This window comes from Nocardioides dilutus, assembly GCF_054779555.1.
Genome location: NZ_BAAGYA010000002.1, coordinates 770,793 through 789,584 on the forward strand (window position 1 = coordinate 770,793; position 18,792 = coordinate 789,584).

The following is an 18,792-nucleotide window of genomic DNA, read 5'->3' on the forward strand; positions in this document are numbered from 1 at the left end:
CACCTTGGAGCTCGGTTTCTCATGCGTCCCTCACGTCGTGCCTACATCGCCTTGTGCCAGCGGCTGCTGGCGCTCGGCGTGGTTGTCGTGGCCCTCGTGCCGGCCGCCGGTGTCGTGTCCCTCGACGTCGTCGGGGTGGCTCCCACCAGGCCCGTCGAGCCGCGTCAGCCCATCCAGTCCACCGTCCAGACCCCGACCCAGGGCCGCTCGGTTGAGCAGCTGGACGAGCAGCTGCGCGACTACACCGCCGAGACCACCCAGGAGTCCGAGGTTCCCGCAGCACCGGTCGACCCGGTCGTGCGCGAGGTGCCGCTGACGCCGAAGAAGACTGCCCTGCCCAAGTCCAGCGCACCGGAGGAGCCCGAGCCCGCCGACACCGAGTCCGAGTCCGCACCCGAGCCCGAGCCGCAGATGGCCAAGGCGAACGAAGTGGTCAGCGACCCGCAGGCCGTGACCGGTCTCGGCGCGGTGGGCGTGACCTGGGAGGCGGGCTCGGCGGTTCCCGACGACGCCATCGCCATCCAGGTCCGCACCGAGACCGACGGGGCCTGGTCGGAGTGGAGCGACCTGGAGTACCACGAGGAGCACGGTCCCGACCCGGACAGCGAGGAGGCCGCGCGCGCCCGGCCCGGCACGGACGGCACGATCGTCGGCGACGTCGACCAGGTGCAGGTCCGGGTCGAGATGGCGCAGGGCGAGCTCCCGGCCGACCTCAAGCTCGCCGTGGTCGACCCCGGGACCCCCACCGCGACCGAGGAGGAGGCCCCGGCGATCGACACCGCCGACCTCCAGGCGCCGCCCAGTGCCGCGGAGACCGTGGCCCCGGCCGAGGAATCCGCCGAAGAACCGGCCGAGACGCCGGCAGCGCCGGACGACCAGGCGGAGCAGCCCACCGTCGCCGGCGAGGCCATCGCCCTCCAGGCGACCACGGTCACCCCGAAACCGGTGATCTACTCGCGGGCCCAGTGGGGCGCCGACGAGTCCAAGCGAGACGGCAAGCCGTCGTACTTCGAGGTGCACGGCGGGTTCGTGCACCACACCGTCAACGCCAACGACTACAAGCGCAGGGACGTTCCGGCGATCATCCGGTCCATCTACGCCTACCACACCAAGTCCCGCGGCTGGAGCGACATCGGCTACAACTTCCTCGTCGACCGGTTCGGCCGGATCTGGGAGGGCCGCTACGGCGGGGTCGACCGCGCGGTGGTCGGCGCCCACACGCTCAACTACAACTCCTACTCCTTCGCGATGTCGGCGATCGGCAACTTCGAGCTCGTGCAGCCCTCGGCCAAGATGATTCAGGCGTACGCCGCGCTGATGGCCTGGAAGCTCTCACTGCACGGTGTCTCGGCCGCGTCCACCGTCCAGCGCATCGGCTCCAAGAACTTCCAGGCGATCAACGGGCACCGCGACGCCGCGTCCACGGCCTGCCCCGGCAAGTACCTCTACGCCCAGATCCCCGAGATCCGACGGCTGGCAGCCCTGGCGCAGGCGGACTGGTCGGGCCGCGATCCCCAGACCAACCTGGTCGGCAGCCCCGCTCCGGACCTGATCGCCCGCCGGGTCAGCGACAACCAGGCCGTGATCCTGCCGCTCGAGGCCACTCCGACCGGTGTCACCCTGGGCCAGCCCGTCGAGACCGGCCTGAGCCTCAAGAAGAGCACCCTCGTGCTGTCAGTGGGCGACTGGGACCGTGACGGGTTCAACGACATCGCCACGCAGTCCAAGAAGGGCGCGCTGCGGGTCCGCCGCGGTGACGGCGCCGGCCACTTCGTGGGGGCCCCCATCCGCCTGGGCACCGGGTTCAAGGCAGTCAGCATGCTCGCCGCGGTCGGTGACGTGACCGGCGACGGATACCCCGACCTGATGGGCCAGCCGGCCGGCTCCGGGATGCACATCTACGCCGGGGGTGGCGGCGCGGGCCTGTCGACGACGTACCCGGCCTACAGCAAGGTCAACGGCACCCAGCTGGTCGGCGTCGGCAGACTGAACGCCGACGGAGCCCCGGACGTCATGGTGCGCAACGGCAACGTGCTCACGGCCTGGACGGGCAACGGCCCGGGCGGCCTCACCGGGGCGATGCCGGTCAGCGTCGACGTCACTCGCTACGACTGGGTCGTCGGCGTCGGCGACATCGATCTCACCGGGTCACCCGACCTGGTGGTGCGCAAGGCCGGCAAGGGCAGGCTGTGGCTGATCCAGGGGGATCCCAGCGGCTTCTCGGCGCCGGTGAGCCTGGCGCGCGGGATGAAGGCCTACGACCTGGTCGGCTAGGGAACAGACATGAGCGAGGTGACACGTTCGGCCTGCGCGAGGCCGTCGAGCCGGTCGGATCCAGCTTCTCCATCGAGGCCGGGACCGACCACGAGGACCACGGAGCCGCGGCGCGCGAGCGGCTCGGTGAAGGTGGCGAGCACCGGTGGGGAAGCCGGGCTCGCCGCAACCAGGAGACGGCCGCCGTCGGTGAGGAGACTCCCGGCGGCGGCCGTGCTCCAGAGCTCGCGGTGGATGGTCGCGCTCGGGTCACCGTCCACCTCGGCCAGCACCGCGATGTCGTCGGGGGTCGGCGGGTCGTAGGCCACGAACGAGTCCGGCTGCGACCAGACCTCGATGCCGACGTCGTGCACGCCGGGAGGCAGCGGCTCGGCGAACCGCACTCCCATGGGCAGCAGCGAGCACGCGAGCACGGGCAGGTCGTCGGCGCGCACCGCCCAGCGGTCCAGCCCCTCCGGCCCCGTCACGACCGCGTCCGGCTGGTGAGCGTCCAGGCTGACCACGAGCCCGGCCGCCCAGGCCGCGCCCAGGAACACGGTGGTGAGCCAGTGGACAGGCAGGTCGACGCGGAGCAGGTCGCCGCGACCCAGGTCGTGCTCCTCGACCAGGAGCGAGGCCGTCTTGGCGACCCAGTTGGCGTACGTCGCCACCGACAGCTCGACCCGCTCGCCGGTCGTCTCGTCGTACCAGGTGACCAGCGGACGTCCGGGGTCAGTTCGCCGTTCGGCCTCGAGGATCGCGGCGAACGTGGTCGGTGAGGTAGTCACAGGAGCCACCGTAGGGTTCGCCTTGTGACTCAGCCGATCGACCAGCAGGTCGACCACACGATCCCCCACTTCTGGGCGGTAGTCCCCGCAGGTGGCGCGGGCACCCGGCTCTGGCCCCTCTCGCGGGCGATGGCGCCGAAGTTCCTGCTCGACCTGACCGGCACCGGCCGCACCCTCATCCAGGGCACCCTCGACCGCCTCGGGCCGCTCACCGCCGAGCGGGTCGTCGTGGTCACCGGGGCGGTGCACCGCGACGCCGTGGCCGCCCAGCTGCCGGGCCTGGACAGTGAGTCGATCGTCGCCGAGCCGTCTGCTCGTGACTCGATGGCGGCGATCGGTCTGGCCGCCGCGATGCTGGAGCGCAGGGACCCGGACGCGGTGATGGGGTCCTTCGCCGCGGACCACGTGATCACCGAGCCCGGGGTGTTCCGCGAGACGGTCCGGGTCGCGGTCGACGTGGCCCGCGACGACTGGCTGGTCACCATCGGCATCGACCCGGTCTCCCCGTCGCCGGCCTTCGGCTACGTCCACCTCGGGGCGGGACTGTCCGACCACCCGGGTGCGTTCCGGGTGCGGGCGTTCGTGGAGAAGCCGTCGGTGCACATGGCCCGCGAATACCTGGCGAGCGGGGAGTACCGCTGGAACGCCGGCATGTTCGTGGTGCGGCCCACCGTGCTCCTCGACCTGCTCGCCGAGTCCGACCCTACGTTCGCCGCCACGCTGCGCGACATCGCGGCCGATCCCACCCGGCTCGAGGAGCTGTGGGAGACGCTGCCCAGGATCGCCGTCGACCACGCCGTCGCCGAGCCCGCGGCCGAGGCGGGGCGGGTGGCGGTCGTGCCCGCGTCCTTCGGCTGGGACGACGTCGGCGACTTCGACTCCCTGGCCGAGCTGCTCGGGGCGACGGGGGAGCGGGCCTTCCCCGTGGTCCTGGGCGACGAGGCCCAGGTGCGGGTGGTGCACGGCACCGGCCTGGTGGTGCCGGGCTCCGGCCGGATGGTCGCGGTCATCGGCATCGACGACGTGGTCGTCGTCGACACGCCCGATGCCCTGCTGGTGACCACCCGCAGCCGGGCCCAGGAGGTCAAGCGGATCGTCGCGGCGCTGAAGGAGACGGGGCGTGAGGACCTGATTTAGAAACCCTCGCGGGGTTGCGTCAGGCTCAACCTCGACCTGCGCTCCAAGTGCGCCGAGTCGGCGCTACGGCAATTGGGGGCGCTTCGCGCCGGCGCTGCAGTACCGCCGACTCGGCGTTGCGATGTTCGGGAGCACCCCCTCGCTGCGCTCGGGAGTGCATCCCTCACATAGCGCCCGGCTCAGGCGAGTCTGTGTAGGGGTAGGTGTCCATGAACGCCTTGAGGGCGGCCCCGCTCGGCTCCGAGCAGTACTGCCAGACGCCCACCTGCTTGCTCGCGTCGGTCTCGCCGTTGCCGCCGGCCGACCAGTGCGTCAGCGCGATGTGCTGACCGTCGGGGAAGTCCTCGCCGTCCTCGGACGTCCACGGTGCCGCGATGAACTTCAGCCGGAAGTTCTCGTCGTCCTCGGTGAACTTGTCCGCGATGCCCTCGATGGTGTTGAGCATGTCGTCGTCATCGGCGGCGGTCTCGTCGTACCAGAGGATCGTGTAGCCGTGCTCGAGGTTGTGGATCAGCGACTCGAGCTCGGGGCGGTCGTTGGCGGTGTAGAACTTGCGCTCGAACGCCGCGGGCGCGAGGCCGGCGACGTTCCAGTGGGCGCCGAAGGTCGGCGGAGCGTCGGTGTATTCGACCTGTTGGGTCTCCTCGACGTGGTCGGCGTTGCCCTCGGAGGGCTTGGTGGTGATCTCACCGCACACCGAGGCCTTGGCGCCGATCTCCTCGATCTTGAGGCCGTTGAACTCGCGCAGGTCGAGGTTGCGCTTGATGATCGGGTAGACCGCGAGCCCGAGGATGACCACCGCGATCAGCGAGCAGACGCCGATGATGGCGAAGCCCCGGCGCCGGTCGGCGCCCTTCTGCTTCTTGCGGATCTCGTCGATGACCGCCTGGCGGTCGGTCTTCACGGACTTCTTGGCCACGGCTGGGGCTACCTCGGAGGTCGGGACGGGTCTGGTCTGGGCGGGTCTGGTTGGGCGGGCAGAGTCTACGGAGTCGGCGGTCGGATCCGGGTCTCGACGGCACGATCCGTGTCCGGGGTGTGATCGGCCACGTCATCGAGGGACCAGCCGTGGGTGTAGGCGAGCAGCGCCAGGCGTACGTCGGGAGGTGCCGGCACCAGCAGGTCGTCACCGTCGCGGTGGGCGGCCACGCCCGTGACCAGACGGACCGCCTCGGCCAGCTCCTCTGCGTCCGCAGGCGCGCCGAACCCGGCCCGGTCGGTGTCGCGGCCGAGCAGTGCCCGCACCACCGCCTCGCGGGCCCCGAAGCCGAACAGGTCCCCGGACTCGGGGCGGACCAGAGCAGCGGCTCCCGGCCCGTCCTCGCCCGGCGCGAGCACGAGGTCGGCCCGGCCGCGGACCACCGCGAACGGCCGGCCGCCGAGCTTGCCGGCGGCGAGCTCCGCCAGCCCGGCGATCTCGTCGGCCACCGCGGGTGCGGTGACCGCGAGCGGGTTGCCGTGGGCGTCGACCCGGCCGGCGTGGTCGTCGAGGACGGTCAGCCCGGCGGCACCGATCGCGATGTCGGTCTGGCCCTCGCGCCAGGCCCGGCCGGCGGTGTCGGTGATGACCACCCCGACGTTGAGCCCGGTGCGCTCGGCGACGGCGGCCCGGAGCCGGCGGGCCGAGCCGTCCGGGTCGAGCGGGAGGAGGACGAGCATCCCGACCTCGACGTTGGAGTTGTCGACGCCGGCCGCGGCCATCGTCAGCCCGTGCCGGGTGCGGACGATCGTGGTCGGCCCGCGGCGGGCGACGACCCGCACGGCCTCGTCCGCGATCGCCCCCTCCCGGTCAGTGCCCGGGACGACGCGTCCCTCGGCCTTGCTCACGACCTTGCTGGTCGCCACGAGCACGTCGCCGTCGGCGAGGTCGACCAGCGGGAGGAGCAGCGAGACCAGGTCGTCGCCGGGCCGGACCTCGGGCGCGCCGCCCGGTGCGGTGACGGTGACGATCACGTGACCAACCGGATCGCCGCGGCGGCCATCGCCGCGGTCGCCGCGTCGTCGGTCATCAGCAGCGGGACGGCCTCGGCCGCGAGACCGGCCTGGTGGAGGCGGTCGAGGTCGCCGACGTCTTGGCTGTCGACGAGCCAGCCGTCGAGCACACCTCCGGCCGAGCGGGCGCCGTAGTGCAGTCCGACGCCGGCCGCGCTCACCTCGACGCCGATCGAGGTCAGCATCTGCTCGGCCATGCCGCGCACGTGGGCGCCGCCGATGATGGGGGACAGGCCGACGACCGGCGCCCTGGTCGCCGCCACCGCCTCGCGCACCCGCGGTACGCCGAGGATCGTCCCGACCGAGACGACCGGGTTGGACGGCGGCAGCACGACCAGGTCGGCGTCGGTGATCGCGTCGATGACGCCCGGCGCCGGCGTGGCCTCGTCCAGCCCGACGACGACGACCGCCTCCGCGGGGACCGCCGCCCGCAGCTTGATCCAGTACTCCTGGAAGTGCACCACCCGACGGCCGCTCGGCGACTCGTCGTCAGCGACCGCGACGTGCGTCTCCACCCGGTCGTCGGTCATCGGCAGCAGGGTCACCCCAGGCTCCCAGCGCCGGCACAGCGCCTCGGTCACCTCGGAGAGGGGGTAGCCCGCGTCGAGCATCTGGGTGCGCACCAGGTGGGTGGCCACGTCGCGGTCGCCCAGCCCGAACCAGGTGGGCTCCACGCCGTAGGTCGCCAGCTCCTCCTTGACGCTCCAGGACTCGTCGCGCCGGCCCCAGCCGCGTTCCGGGTCGATGCCGTCGCCGAGCGTGTACATCACCGTGTCCAGGTCGGGGCAGACCTTGAGGCCGTGCACCCAGATGTCGTCGGCGGTGTTGGCCACCACGGTGACCTCGGCATCACCCGCAACGCCGGGCAGGAGTCCGTCCCGGATGCCGTGCAGGAGACCCTTGAGGAACTTCGCGCCGCCCATGCCGCCCGACAACACGGTGAGCCGACGCAGCTGAGTCACGGGGACCAGCCTGTCAGGCGCCTGCGGCCATACCAGACCAGGGCTTGACTTCCGTGGATGACAGGCATGTAATTCCCGTAGTGTTCTTCACTCGGGCGGACACGGCGGCAGGGTCGAAGCTACACAGGGTCGAGCTACACAAGGCCGGGAGGCGAGTGCTGTGAGAGAACTCTTTCTCCTCGACGGGGACATCGAGGACGCGAGCTGGCAGGAACGCGCGCTGTGTGCGCAGACCGACCCAGAGGCGTTCTTCCCCGAGAAGGGTGGGTCCACGAGGGAGGCCAAGAAGGTCTGCCTCACCTGCGAGGTGCGCACCGAGTGCTTGGAGTCCGCACTGAGCAACGACGAGCGGTTCGGGATCTGGGGTGGTCTCTCCGAGAGAGAGCGCCGCAAGCTCAAGAAGCGCGCAGTCTGAGATAGCAACCAGCTGACAAGCAGCGAGCAACCAACGAGGTAGCCCCCGGATGAGCGGGGGCTTCTCGCATTTCCGGGCCGGTGGTCGAGGAGGTCGCGCAGCGACCGTCTCGAGACCTCGCAAGTTCTGGCTGGAACCGCAACACCCCTACTGTGGACGACCGTGTCCGACTCCGCTGATCCTGGGGCTGACCCTGGGGCTGATCCTGGGGCGGCCCCCGCCTCCGGCCGCCGGGCCGCGCGGGCCACGGGCACGGCTGGCGGGGAGGACGTCGCGGTTCTGCTGGTCAGCCACGACGGGGCCCGGTGGCTGCCCACGGTGCTCGACGGGCTGGCTGAGCAGCAGTCGCCGGTCGCCTGCCGGGTCGCAGTGGACACCGGGAGCAAGGACGAGAGCCGCGCCCTGCTGGGCGAGGCGTTCGGTGCCGACCGGGTGGTGGAGGCACCGTCGTCGACGTCCTACCCCGCCGCCGTCCGGCTCGGCCTCGACCGGCTGAGCGCGCTCGGCGTGGACACCGAGTGGATCTGGCTGCTCCACGACGACTCCAGCCCGCACCCGGAGGCGCTCCTGGCCCTGCTCGCCGGAGCCTCCGAGCACCCCGACGCGGACGTCCTCGGCCCGATGCTGCGCGAGTGGCCCTCGCTCAAGGCGGTGCTCGAGCTGGGCGTGACCATCTCCGGCACCGGCCGGCGGGAGACCGGGCTGGAGCGAGGGGAGTACGACCAGGGCCAGTACGCCGAGGTACGGCCCGTTCTCGCGGTCAACACCGCGGGCATGCTGGTGCGCCGCCGGGTCCTGGAATCGGTCGGCGGTTTCGAGGACGAGCTCCCCATGTTCGGAAACGACCTGGACTTCGGCTGGCGCGCCGCCGCCGCCGGTCACCGCACGGTCGTGGTGCCGCAGGCGGTCGTGTTCCACGCAGAGGCGGCGCACCGGGGGGTCCGGCAGACCCCGCTGACCGGGCGGCACACCCACTACCAGGAGCGCCGCGCCGCGCTGTTCACACTGCTCGCCAACGGCCGTCCGCGCCGGCTGCCGCTGCAGGTCGTCCGGCTCGCGCTCGGCACGCTGGTCCGGATGGTCGGGTTCCTGCTGGTCCGGTCGCCGGGCGAGGCGCTGGACGACCTCGCCGCGCTGGTCTCGGTGCTCCGTCGTCCTGGTCACCTGCTCGCGGCCCGCCGCGCCCGGCAGGCCGCGGCGACCGCCGACGTACGCCCGCTGCTGCCGCCGTGGTGGCTGCCCTACCGGCACGGTCTCGACTTCGTCCGGGACGTCGGCGGCGCGCTCGGCCAACAGGCCGCCGACGTCGCCGACCGGCGTCGCGCCGCGAAGGCCGAGCAGGACCCGGAGTCGTTCGCGGCCCGCAGGACCCAGCAGCTGGAGCGCCTCAGTGGTGACGGCAGCGACGACGAGCTCATCGAGGACGGCGGCGTGGTCGCCCGCTTCTTCACCAACCCGGTGGCGGTGCTGGCCGCCGCGTTCGTCCTGGTGGCACTGGTGGCGTCCCGGGGTGCGCTCGGCGAGGCCGCCGGTGGCGGCCTCTCGCACGCGCCGGACGGAGTCGGCGCCTGGTGGCGGCTGCACACCGAGTCCTGGCACGCCCTGGGGCAGGGGACCGGAGTCCCCGCTCCTGCCTACCTGCTGCCGCTCGCCGTGGTCGCGACGATCCTCGGCGGCAGCCCCGAGGCGGCGGTCTCCCTGCTCCTGCTCCTCGCGGTGCCCGGCGCGGCCTGGGGGGCCTGGCGGTTCCTGCGGGTCGTCGGGCGCCTGGTCCGCACGGCCGGTGCGCCTCGCTGGGTGATCCTCTGGGGCACGACGACCTACGCCCTGGTGCCGGTCGTCGCCGGGGGCTGGGGCGACGGCCGGCTCGGGGTGGTCGTCACCGCGGTGCTGCTGCCCTGGCTCTCCCATGCCGCCCTGGGCTTCGCCGACCCGGAACCGGACCGGCGCTGGCGCGCCGCGTGGCGTAGCGGGGTCCTCCTCGCCGTCGTCACCGCGTTCACGCCGGTCGCCTGGGCCTTCGCGGTGCTGCTCGGTGTCCTCGTGGTCGCGGCGGCGTTCCGGCTGGTGCCCAGTGTCATGGGGGACCGGTCGACCTGGGGGCCCCCTGCCGTTGCGGTGGGTGTGGTTCCGGTCCTGCTCGCGCCGTGGTGGCTGCCGGCCCTGACGCACGGGGCCGGATCCGCACTGCTGCTGGACGCCGGGCGGGTGCCGGGCCCGGCCGCGGCCGGCCTCGACCTGCTGGTCGGGCGTCTGGGTCACGCCGGAGCCGACCTGGGGGCGCCCTGGTGGCTGGGTGTGGTGGTGCCCGTCCTCGCAGTCCTGGCGCTGCTGCCCCGGGCCACCCGAATCCCGGTGCTCATCACGTGGATGGTCGCCGCGGTGGCGGCGGTCGTCGCGCTGCTGCTCTCCTTCGTGGAGGTCGACCTGCTGGCCGGCTCCAGCGCCGCCGGTCAGGCATTCCTGCTGGTCGTGCTGCAGGGCTCGCTCGTGGTCGCCGCCGCCCTGGGCGCGCTCGGCCTGGCCGAGGACGGCGGGCCGCGCTGGCGCCGTGCAGTGGCCATCGGCGCGACGGCCGCTGCCGCGGTGGTCCCGGTCGGCGGCCTCGCCTGGTTCCTCACCGCCGGCCAGGCCGACCTCGACGAGCCGCTCGACCCCGACATCCCCGCCTACATGGTCCAGAGCTCCGAGCTCGGACCCGAGCACGGGATCCTCGTCATCCGCGGCAGCGTCGAGAGCGGGCTGCGCTACACCGTGCGGCGTGAGGACGGCATCCGCCTCGGGGAGGACGAGATCGTCGCCCACTCCGCGGCTGATCCCGGCTTCGACGAGCAGGTGCGAGCGCTGGTCTCCCGCCCCACCGCGACCGAGGTGACCGGGCTGGGTGACGCCGGTATCGAGTACGTCGTGCTGCCGGCGCCTGCGGACCCCGACGTCGCCGCTGCTCTGGACGCGACGAGCGGGCTGGAGGCGGCCAGCGCCGAGGACCGGGACACCCGGGCCTGGCAGGTCGACCGGCCGCGGTCGGCCGACGAGCTCGACGGCCCGCGCTCGTGGCTGCGGGTCGCGCTCCTCGTCGCGCAGGCCGGAGCCCTCGTGGTGGTGCTGGTCCTGTGTGCACCGACCACCAGCAGGACCAGCTCGAGGAGACACCGATGAGCAAGGTCCGCCCTGACCTGGTGATCGCCGCCGCGCTGCCAGTGGTCTGCCTGGCCGCGCTGCTCGTGACCCGCCCCGGCGCAGGCGGCTCCGGCGACGACGTACGCCGTGAGCCGGTCCTCACCCCGCTGACGTCGGCATCCGTGGTCTGCCCCGCGCCGATCGGTCCCGACTCCGCCACGGGCGTCACCACGCTCAGCGACGCTGAGGGAGAGGTGCAGGTCGGGCTCGGCGACGACGTCGCAGCCGTTCCGGTCGGGCCTGCCCGGGTCTCGTCCGTCGAGGCCACCGATGGGCCGGTCGTGGTGACCGGCACCGAAGCACTCGCGCCGGCGCTCATCGCGGGCCGCGTGGGCTCGACCCCGCTCACCGCGACCGACTGCCGCCCGCCGAGCGCCGAGCAGTGGTTCACCGGCCTCGGCTCCGGCGCCACGCACAGCTCGGTCATCGAGCTGGTCAACCCCAACGCCGGGCGCGCGGTCGGTGACGTGGTCCTGTGGTCCCAGTCCGGGCCCCTCGACCTCCCCGAGCTGCTCGGCGTCTCCGTCCCGGGAGGGGAGCGGGTGCGGGTCGACCTCGCCGAGCTCGTCCCGCGGCGCGGCGAGCTGATGGCCCAGGTGACGACCAGCCGCGGCCGCCTGGCCGTCGACGTGGCCGACTCGGTGGACGAGCTGGGCACCGGGCTCGCCGCCACGGACTGGCTCACGCCCCAGGCGGAGCCCTCCACCCGCAACCTGCTCCTCGGCCTCACCCGGGGCGCAGGGGAGCGCACCCTCGTGCTCGGCAACCCCGGCGACGACGAGGTCAGGGTGACCCTCCGGGTCGTCACGCCGGAGGCGGTGTTCGCCCCCGCGGGTCTCGAGCCGGTCGTCGTTCCTCCGGGCACCACCAAGCCCGTCGACCTGACCGCCCTGCTCGACCAGGCGGTCGGCCAGGGCGCGGTCGGCCTGCTGCTGGAGTCGACCGGACCGGTCGCCGCCAACCTGCGCCAGCTCGCCGGCAAGGACCTCTCGGAGGTGGGCCCGGTCGCCCCGGTGTCGACGGCGACCGCGGTGCTGGTCCCGGCGGGCAAGGCGCGACTGCTGCTCGCCGACCCGGCCGGGGTGGGGCTGGCCACCGTCGTCGCGCTGGACGCGGCCGGCCAGGAGCTGGCGACCGAGGAGGTCGAACTGGTGCCCGACACTGGCGCGACGGTCGCGCTCCCCGAGGGCACCGCCCTGGTGCGGGTCACGCCCGAGCGCACCTCGGTCCGCGCGGCGCTGGTGGTGACGGCGGCTCAGGGCGTCGCCGTGGTGCCGCTGCGCGAGCTGCTGACCGACGGGCTGGTGCCCGACGTCCGGCCAGCGCTGCCCTGAGCCCCTGCGGGACCTCAGGACTCCAGGACGTCGCCGCGCATGACGTTGTCGCCGGCGCCGCCGGCGAGGAGCAGACCGACGTTGTCGCCCGCCGAGGCGGAGTCGAGCACCTTGCGGAACATCTCGACGCCGGTGACCGTCGTGGTGCTCAGCACGGTGCCCGCCCGCCGGATCCGCACCTGCTGACCCACTGTGACCGAGCCGGAGCCAACCCTGCCGGTGGCCACCGTCCCGCGGTTCTTGATGGTGAAGACGTCCTCGACCACCATCTCGAACGGGCCGGTCGGCGAGGCGGCGTCGGCCTCGGCCAGCAGCACGTCGACGTCCTTGCTCTTGGTGCCGTCCGGGGTGCGCTCGCGCTGCCAGGGCCACTTCATGGCGCGACAGTACGCCGTCGGACGCCGTCAGTCCGGCCGGCTGCGGTAGCGCGGGTCGACATCCTCGGGGTCGATCCCGAGCAGCTCGGCCACCTGCTCGACGAGCACGGTGAGCACCATCGCGGCCAGGTCCGCGCGGGTCTCGCAGCGGTGCTCTATCGGCCGCCGGAACAGCACCAGGCGGGTCGGCCGGGCCCCCGTGCCGCGCACGAGCGAGGACAGTGGGACGTGCGGGCTGTCCCAGTCGTCGGGGATCCGCGGTGCGTCCTCCACGGCGTACTCCACCAGCCCCAGCCGGTCCGACCATCGCCGGTCGATCGCGGTCACCACGTCGAGAACCAGCTCGTCGAACCGCTCCCGAGAGGTGGGCAGCTCGGGGACCCCGGGCTGCCTGGGCAGGACCCCGGGGCCGCGCATGCCACGCCCGCGGCGGTCTCGCGTTCTCGGCACGTAGCGACAGTAGTGGCGAGCCTCAACGCCGGAGCGCGCGCTCGCCGCTACGGTCGCCCTTGTGAGTACCGCCGCGTCGTCACAGGGGATGGGCCGGGCCCGTCGCTGCTCGCGTTCCACGTGCGGCCGGAGCGCCATCGCGACGCTGACCTACGTCTACGCCGACCAGACCGCGGTGCTCGGCCCGCTCGCGACCTATGCCGAGCCGCACGCCTACGACCTGTGCAGCGAGCACAGCGAACGGCTCTCGGCGCCGCGCGGCTGGGAGGTCCTGCGGCTGGCCAGCGACCTGTCACCGCGCGGCCCGTCCGACGACGACCTGCTGGCGCTCGCCAACGCCGTGCGGGAGGCCGCCCGTCCGGTCACGCCCGCCGCACCTCCCGCCGGCGAGAGCGGCTACAACGAGACGATCCGCCGCGGCCACCTGCGCATCCTGACCGCGGACGACCCGGCCCCGGACCCCGAGCCGGCCCGCTAGCCGGGCGTCGATGCCGGCTCCCAGGGCCGGCCGCGAGCGGAAAGATCCCTCAAAGGGGGGACACGCGCGATGCCTGCACGGGTGTTTAGTGCTGGGAGGTTGCGAGGAGGGCACCAATGCGCCGATGCGCGAGGTCCGGATACGTGGTCGCGGTCATCGGGCTGGTGATCGCGGCAAGCCTGCTCACGGTCCAGAGTCCGGCCGAAGCAGACACCTTCCCGGACTCCGGGTTCGCCACCGAGACGGTCGCGACCGTGGCGCCGTACACCCTGGTCGGGATGGCGTTCGCACCGGACGGACGCATGTTCGTGTGGCAGAAGAACGGCGTCGTCCGGGTGGTCAAGAACGGGCAACTGCTCCCGACGCCCTTCATCGACCTGAGCGCCAAGGTGAACACCTTCGACGACCGGGGCTTCTGGGGCCTGGCCTTCGATCCGCAGTTCGCGACCAACGGCCGTGTCTACCTCAGCTACACGTTCGAGGACGCGGGCAACCCCAACAGCAGCGCCCCCCGCACCGCACGGCTGACGCGGGTCACCGCCGACCCCGCGAACCCCGACACCGCCCTGCCGGGGAGCGAGGTGGTGATCCTCGGGAGCGTCGGGACCCCACCCTGCAGCGCCCTGCCCTCCAGCGCCGACTGCATCGGGTCCGACGGCGGCTCCCACACACTCGGGTCCCTCCACTTCGCGGACGACGGGACGCTCTTCGTCGGGGTCGGGGACGGCAGCGACGGCGACGCGAACGCGCTGCGCGCCCAGAACCTGGACAGCCCGAACGGGAAGATCCTGCGGATCAGGCCCGACGGGTCCGCGCCGCCGGACAACCCGTTCTACGACGGGACGAACTCGTGGCGATCGCGGGTGTGGCTCTACGGGGTCCGCAACCCCTTCGGGTTCTCGCTCCAGGCCGAGACCGGGGAGATCTGGTTCGGCGACGTCGGGTGGAACACCTGGGAGGAGGTCGACCACGGAGGCGCCGGGGCGAACTTCGGCTGGCCCTGCTTCGAGGGCACCGGTCCGCAGCCGTACTTCCAGAGCCAGTACCCGTCGCAGTGCGCACTGACCGGGGTCACACCGCCGTTCCACACCTACGACCACACCGTCGGCTCCGCGGTGATCGGCGGTCCGTTCTACACCGGCACGACCTATCCGCAGCAGTACCGGGACAACTTCTTCTTCGCCGACTACTCGGGCCGCTTCATCAAGCGGGTGGTGTTCGACTCCGAGCAGCGGCCTGTGTCCGTGGAGCCGTTCGCCACCGGCGTCCCGGACCCGGTCGCCCTGACCATGGGCCCCGACGGGCTGATCTACTACCTGTCGTTCACGACGGGCGAGATCAACCGGATCCGGTACAACGGACCGGTCGCGAAGGCCGCGGCGACGCCGACCAACGGACCCTCGCCCCTCGCGGTCTCCTTCTCGAGCGCCGGGTCGAGCGCGCCCGGAGGCGGGACGCTCTCGTACCTGTGGGACTTCGGGGACGGCGCGACCTCGACCGCCGCCAACCCGTCTCACACCTACACCACGTCGACGCCGAGGAGGTTCACGGCTCGGCTCACGGTGAGCACCGCGTCCGGGGCGTCGTCGTCCGACACGGTGGACGTGACGGTGGGCAGCGTCCCCCCGACGCCGACCATCAGCGCTCCCACGGACGGGACGACGGTCCTCCCGGGCCAGACCATCAACTACCAGGGATCGGCCACCGATCTGGAGGACGGGCCGCTGCCCGCGTCGGCCCTGACGTGGACGGTGCTGCTGCACCACAACACCCACGTCCACACCTTCGTGGCTGGCGCCGGCGACCAGGGCAGTTTCGTGGCCGAGGACCACGGCTCGGTCGGCACCTTCAGCTACGAGATCATCCTCGAGGCCACCGACAGCACCGGTCTTGAAGCGACCACCAGCGTCAACGTCCCGGTAGGCAGCGACACCTCGCCGCCGTCGGTGCCGACGGGGTTGGCGGCGGTCGCGGCTTCCGGTCAGGTGAGTCTGGGCTGGACCGCGTCGTCGGACAACGCCGCCGTCACCGGTTATCGGGTGGAGCGTTGTCAGGGGGCGGGTTGCACCGACTTCGCGCAGGTGGGGACGCCGGCCGGGACCACCTTCACCGACACCGGGTTGGCGGCCTCGACGCTGTACCGGTTCCGGGTGCGGGCGGTCGATGCGTCGGGGAACCTCAGTGGCTACTCCTCGGTCGTCGAGGCGGCTACGCCGGATCCGCCGCCCACGCCGGCGGGTCTGGTCGGGGCCTGGGCGTTCAACGAGGGCACCGGCACCACCACCGCCGATGCGTCCGGCAGGGGCAACCAGGGAACGCTGGTCGGCGCCACCTGGACGACACAGGGGCGGTACGGCGGAGCGTTGAGCTTCGACGGCTCGAGCAGCCTGGTCCGGGTGGCGGACTCGGCGTCGTTGGATCTGAGCACCGCGATGACGCTGTCGGCGTGGATCATGCCGACCGCCAACCAGAGCGGCTGGCGGACCATCATGCAGCGCCAGACCGACGCCTACTTCCTCAACGCCAGCTACGACGGCGGGGCGCTGCGTCCCGCGGGTGGCGGGACCTTCGGCAGCACCACCTCCTACGTGGGCGGTCCGACGGCCAGTCCGCTCGACGCCTGGACCCATGTGGCGCTGACCTACGACGGTGCCGTCCTGCGGTTGTTCGTCAACGGCACCCAGGTCGCCACCCGGGCGACCACGGGCACCATCCAGGCCACCGACAACCCCCTGTGGATCGGTGGCAACAACCCCTACGGGGAGTACTTCACCGGGCGGATCGACGAGGTCCGCGTCTACAACCGCGCCCTCACCGAGACCGACATCCAGGCCGACATGAGCTCGGGCATCCTGCCCGCCGCGGGGGACACCTCCCCGCCGACGGCGCCCACTGGGCTGTCCGCGAGCGCGGGTCCCGGCCAGGTGAACCTGACGTGGACCGCCTCGACCGACAACGTCGGGGTCAGCGGTTACCGCGTCGAGCGCTGCCAGGGGGCCGGCTGCACCAGCTTCGCCCCGGTGGGGACGCCGAGCGCAGCCGGCTACAGCGACACCGGCCTGGCACCCTCGACGACCTACCGCTACCAGGTGCGCGCGGTCGACGCCGCGGGCAACCTCAGCGCCTACTCCTCGATCGCTACGGCCACGACGCCCGATGCTGCCGACACGACGGCGCCCTCGGCGCCCACGGCCCTCTCGGCCACGGCGATCAGCACGACACGTGTCGACCTGACCTGGACCGCCTCGACGGACGACGTCGGGGTCACCGGCTACCGCGTGGAGCGCTGCCAGGGGACAAGCTGCACCGACTTCGCGCAGGTGGGGACGCCGACCGGCACGGCCTTCACGGACCCGGGCCTGGCGGCCTCGACTGAGTACCGGTTCCGGGTGCGAGCGGTCGACGCCGCGGGCAACCTCAGTGCCTATTCCTCGATCGCCACGGTCACGACGCCCGCCGCTGCCGACACGACGGCGCCCTCGCCGCCCACGGCTCTCTCGGCCACGGCGGTCAGCTCGAGCCGGATCGACCTGACCTGGACCCCGTCCACGGACAACGTGGGGGTCGCCGGCTACCGCGTGGAGCGCTGCCAGGGGACCAGTTGCACGAGCTTCGCGCAGGTGGGGACGCCGAGCGCGGCGACGTACAGCGACACCGGCCTGTTGCCCGCGACGACCTATCGGTTCCGCGTGCGGGCGATCGACGCCGCGGGCAACCTGAGCGCCTACTCCTCGATCGCGACGGCGACGACGCCTGCCGCAGGTGACACGACGGCGCCGTCGGCGCCCACGGCGCTCTCGGGCACCGCGATCAGCACGAGCCGCATCGACCTGACCTGGACCGCCTCGACCGACAACGTCGAAGTCACCGGCTACCGCGTGGAGCGCTGCCGGGGAACCAACTGCACCAGCTTCACCCAGGTGGGAACACCGACCGCGGCCGCGTTCAGCAACACGGGACTGGCCGCGAACACCAACTACCGGTTCCGGGTGCGAGCGGTCGACGCCGCGGGGAACCTGAGTGCCTACTCCGCCATCGTGACCATCCGGACGCTCGCCAAGGACACGACGCGGCCGACCACCCCGACCGCGCTCTCGGCGACGGCGGTCAGCGCGACCAGGATCGACCTGACCTGGACCGCGTCGACCGACAACGTCGGGGTCACCGGCTACCGCGTGGAGCGCTGCCAGGGGGCGGGCTGCACCAGCTTCGCCCAGGTGGGGACTCCAACGGCGACCACCTACAGCGACGCCGGCCTGACGCCCTCGACGACCTACAGGTACCGGGTGCGGGCGGTCGATGCGGCGGGCAACCTCAGCACCTACTCCTCGATCGCCACGTCGACGTCGCAGGCCGTCGTCGACACGTCTGCGCCGTCGGTGCCGACGGGGTTGGCGGCGGTTGCCGGTGTCGGTCAGGTGGATCTGTCGTGGACGGCGTCGACCGACGATGTGGGGGTCACCGGTTATCGGGTGGAGCGTTGTCAGGGGGCGGGTTGCACCGACTTCGCGCAGGTGGGGACGCCGGCCGGGACCACCTTCACCGACACCGGGTTGGCGGCCTCGACGCTGTACCGGTTCCGGGTGCGGGCGGTCGATGCGTCGGGGAACCTCAGTGGCTACTCCTCGGTCGTCGAGGCGGCTACGCCGGATCCGCCGCCCACGCCGGCGGGTCTGGTCGGGGCCTGGGCGTTCAACGAGGGCACCGGCACCACCACCGCCGATGCGTCCGGCAGGGGCAACCAGGGAACGCTGGTCGGCGCCACCTGGACGACACAGGGGCGGTACGGCGGAGCGTTGAGCTTCGACGGCTCGAGCAGCCTGGTCCGGGTCGCGGACTCGGCGTCGCTGGATCTGAGCACCGCGATGACGCTGTCGGCGTGGATCATGCCGACCGCCAACCAGAGCGGCTGGCGGACCATCATGCAGCGCCAGACCGACGCCTACTTCCTCAACGCCAGCTACGACGGCGGGGCGCTGCGTCCCGCGGGTGGCGGGACCTTCGGCAGCACCACCTCCTACGTGGGCGGTCCGACGGCCAGTCCGCTCGACGCCTGGACCCATGTGGCGCTGACCTACGACGGTGCCGTCCTGCGGTTGTTCGTCAACGGCACCCAGGTCGCCACCCGGGCGACCACGGGCACCATCCAGGCCACCGACAACCCCCTGTGGATCGGTGGCAACAACCCCTACGGGGAGTACTTCACCGGGCGGATCGACGAGGTCCGCGTCTACAACCGCGCCCTCACCGAGACCGACATCCAGGCCGACATGAGCTCTCCGGTTCCCGGCTCCTGATCGTGACGGCGCGCTAGGCCTGAGGGGGCTGTTCGTCCGCAGCACGCCAGGGTCTCGGCAGGGGACACTCCAGCAGGAACTTCGACACTGGTCGATATTGACACACGTCGATATCAAGGGCGCCCGTGC

The 18,792-nt window shown here is 72.5% G+C and carries 13 protein-coding genes; 7 read left to right on the forward strand and 6 right to left on the reverse strand.

Annotation, left to right across the window (positions count from 1 at the left end; genetic code table 11):
• The first annotated feature begins 21 nt into the window (after positions 1-21).
• On the forward strand, positions 22-2,274 hold the full coding sequence (locus ACYVC6_RS13395; protein ID WP_460714841.1) for an FG-GAP-like repeat-containing protein: 2,253 nt from the start codon (positions 22-24) through the stop codon (positions 2,272-2,274).
• Here the strand turns inward: ACYVC6_RS13395 and ACYVC6_RS13400 are convergent.
• Positions 2,271-3,041 carry a TIGR03089 family protein gene (locus ACYVC6_RS13400; RefSeq protein ID WP_460714843.1) on the reverse strand — a complete coding sequence of 257 codons (771 nt, stop codon included), beginning with the start codon at positions 3,039-3,041 and terminating at the stop codon, positions 2,271-2,273. The two genes, ACYVC6_RS13395 and ACYVC6_RS13400, sit on opposite strands and share 4 nt — an antisense overlap.
• Positions 3,042-3,065: 24 nt before the next feature.
• Here ACYVC6_RS13400 and ACYVC6_RS13405 point away from each other — a divergent pair, with 24 nt between their 5' ends.
• A complete protein-coding gene (locus ACYVC6_RS13405) occupies positions 3,066-4,178 on the forward strand; it encodes a mannose-1-phosphate guanylyltransferase (protein WP_460714845.1) in 1,113 nt (370 codons plus the stop codon).
• Positions 4,179-4,341: 163 nt separating this feature from the next.
• On the opposite strand, the gene ACYVC6_RS13410 is transcribed toward ACYVC6_RS13405, so the two are convergent.
• The 3 genes from ACYVC6_RS13410 to cofD form a co-directional block, all read right to left on the reverse strand.
• Positions 4,342-5,097 (reverse strand): DUF3105 domain-containing protein, encoded by a 756-nt coding sequence (locus ACYVC6_RS13410; RefSeq protein ID WP_460714847.1) that lies wholly within the window; start codon positions 5,095-5,097, stop codon positions 4,342-4,344.
• A 65-nt stretch (positions 5,098-5,162) separates the two neighbouring features.
• Positions 5,163-6,131 carry a coenzyme F420-0:L-glutamate ligase gene (gene cofE / locus ACYVC6_RS13415; RefSeq protein ID WP_460714849.1) on the reverse strand — a complete coding sequence of 323 codons (969 nt, stop codon included), beginning with the start codon at positions 6,129-6,131 and terminating at the stop codon, positions 5,163-5,165.
• Positions 6,128-7,132 (reverse strand): 2-phospho-L-lactate transferase, encoded by a 1,005-nt coding sequence (cofD, locus tag ACYVC6_RS13420; RefSeq protein ID WP_460714851.1) that lies wholly within the window; start codon positions 7,130-7,132, stop codon positions 6,128-6,130. The genes cofE and cofD overlap by 4 nt, the downstream gene beginning before the upstream one ends.
• Positions 7,133-7,292: 160 nt before the next feature.
• Here cofD and ACYVC6_RS13425 point away from each other — a divergent pair, with 160 nt between their 5' ends.
• The 3 genes from ACYVC6_RS13425 to ACYVC6_RS13435 all read left to right on the forward strand — a co-directional run bounded on the left by ACYVC6_RS13425 (position 7,293) and on the right by ACYVC6_RS13435 (position 12,061).
• Entirely contained in the window at positions 7,293-7,547 is a 255-nt protein-coding gene (locus ACYVC6_RS13425; RefSeq protein ID WP_460714853.1) for a WhiB family transcriptional regulator, read from the forward strand.
• Positions 7,548-7,709: 162 nt separating this feature from the next.
• Entirely contained in the window at positions 7,710-10,706 is a 2,997-nt protein-coding gene (locus ACYVC6_RS13430) for a glycosyltransferase (RefSeq protein ID WP_460714855.1), read from the forward strand.
• A complete protein-coding gene (locus tag ACYVC6_RS13435; protein WP_460714857.1) occupies positions 10,703-12,061 on the forward strand; it encodes a DUF5719 family protein in 1,359 nt (452 codons plus the stop codon). The genes ACYVC6_RS13430 and ACYVC6_RS13435 overlap by 4 nt, the downstream gene beginning before the upstream one ends.
• Positions 12,062-12,075: 14 nt before the next feature.
• Here the strand turns inward: ACYVC6_RS13435 and ACYVC6_RS13440 are convergent, their stop codons facing one another.
• Positions 12,076-12,438: an EF-Tu/IF-2/RF-3 family GTPase gene (locus tag ACYVC6_RS13440; RefSeq protein ID WP_460714859.1), complete on the reverse strand. Its 363-nt coding sequence runs from the start codon at positions 12,436-12,438 to the stop codon at positions 12,076-12,078.
• A 27-nt stretch (positions 12,439-12,465) separates the two neighbouring features.
• Positions 12,466-12,888, reverse strand: a complete 423-nt coding sequence (locus ACYVC6_RS13445; protein ID WP_460714861.1) for a metallopeptidase family protein — start codon at positions 12,886-12,888, stop codon at positions 12,466-12,468.
• A gap of 88 nt (positions 12,889-12,976) precedes the next feature.
• Here ACYVC6_RS13445 and ACYVC6_RS13450 point away from each other — a divergent pair, with 88 nt between their 5' ends.
• Complete coding sequence (locus ACYVC6_RS13450) at positions 12,977-13,366, forward strand: DUF3499 domain-containing protein (protein WP_460715339.1); 390 nt, start codon at positions 12,977-12,979, stop codon at positions 13,364-13,366.
• 116 nt (positions 13,367-13,482) lie between these two features.
• Entirely contained in the window at positions 13,483-18,663 is a 5,181-nt protein-coding gene (locus tag ACYVC6_RS13455) for a fibronectin type III domain-containing protein (protein WP_460714863.1), read from the forward strand.
• Positions 18,664-18,792 lie beyond the last annotated feature (129 nt).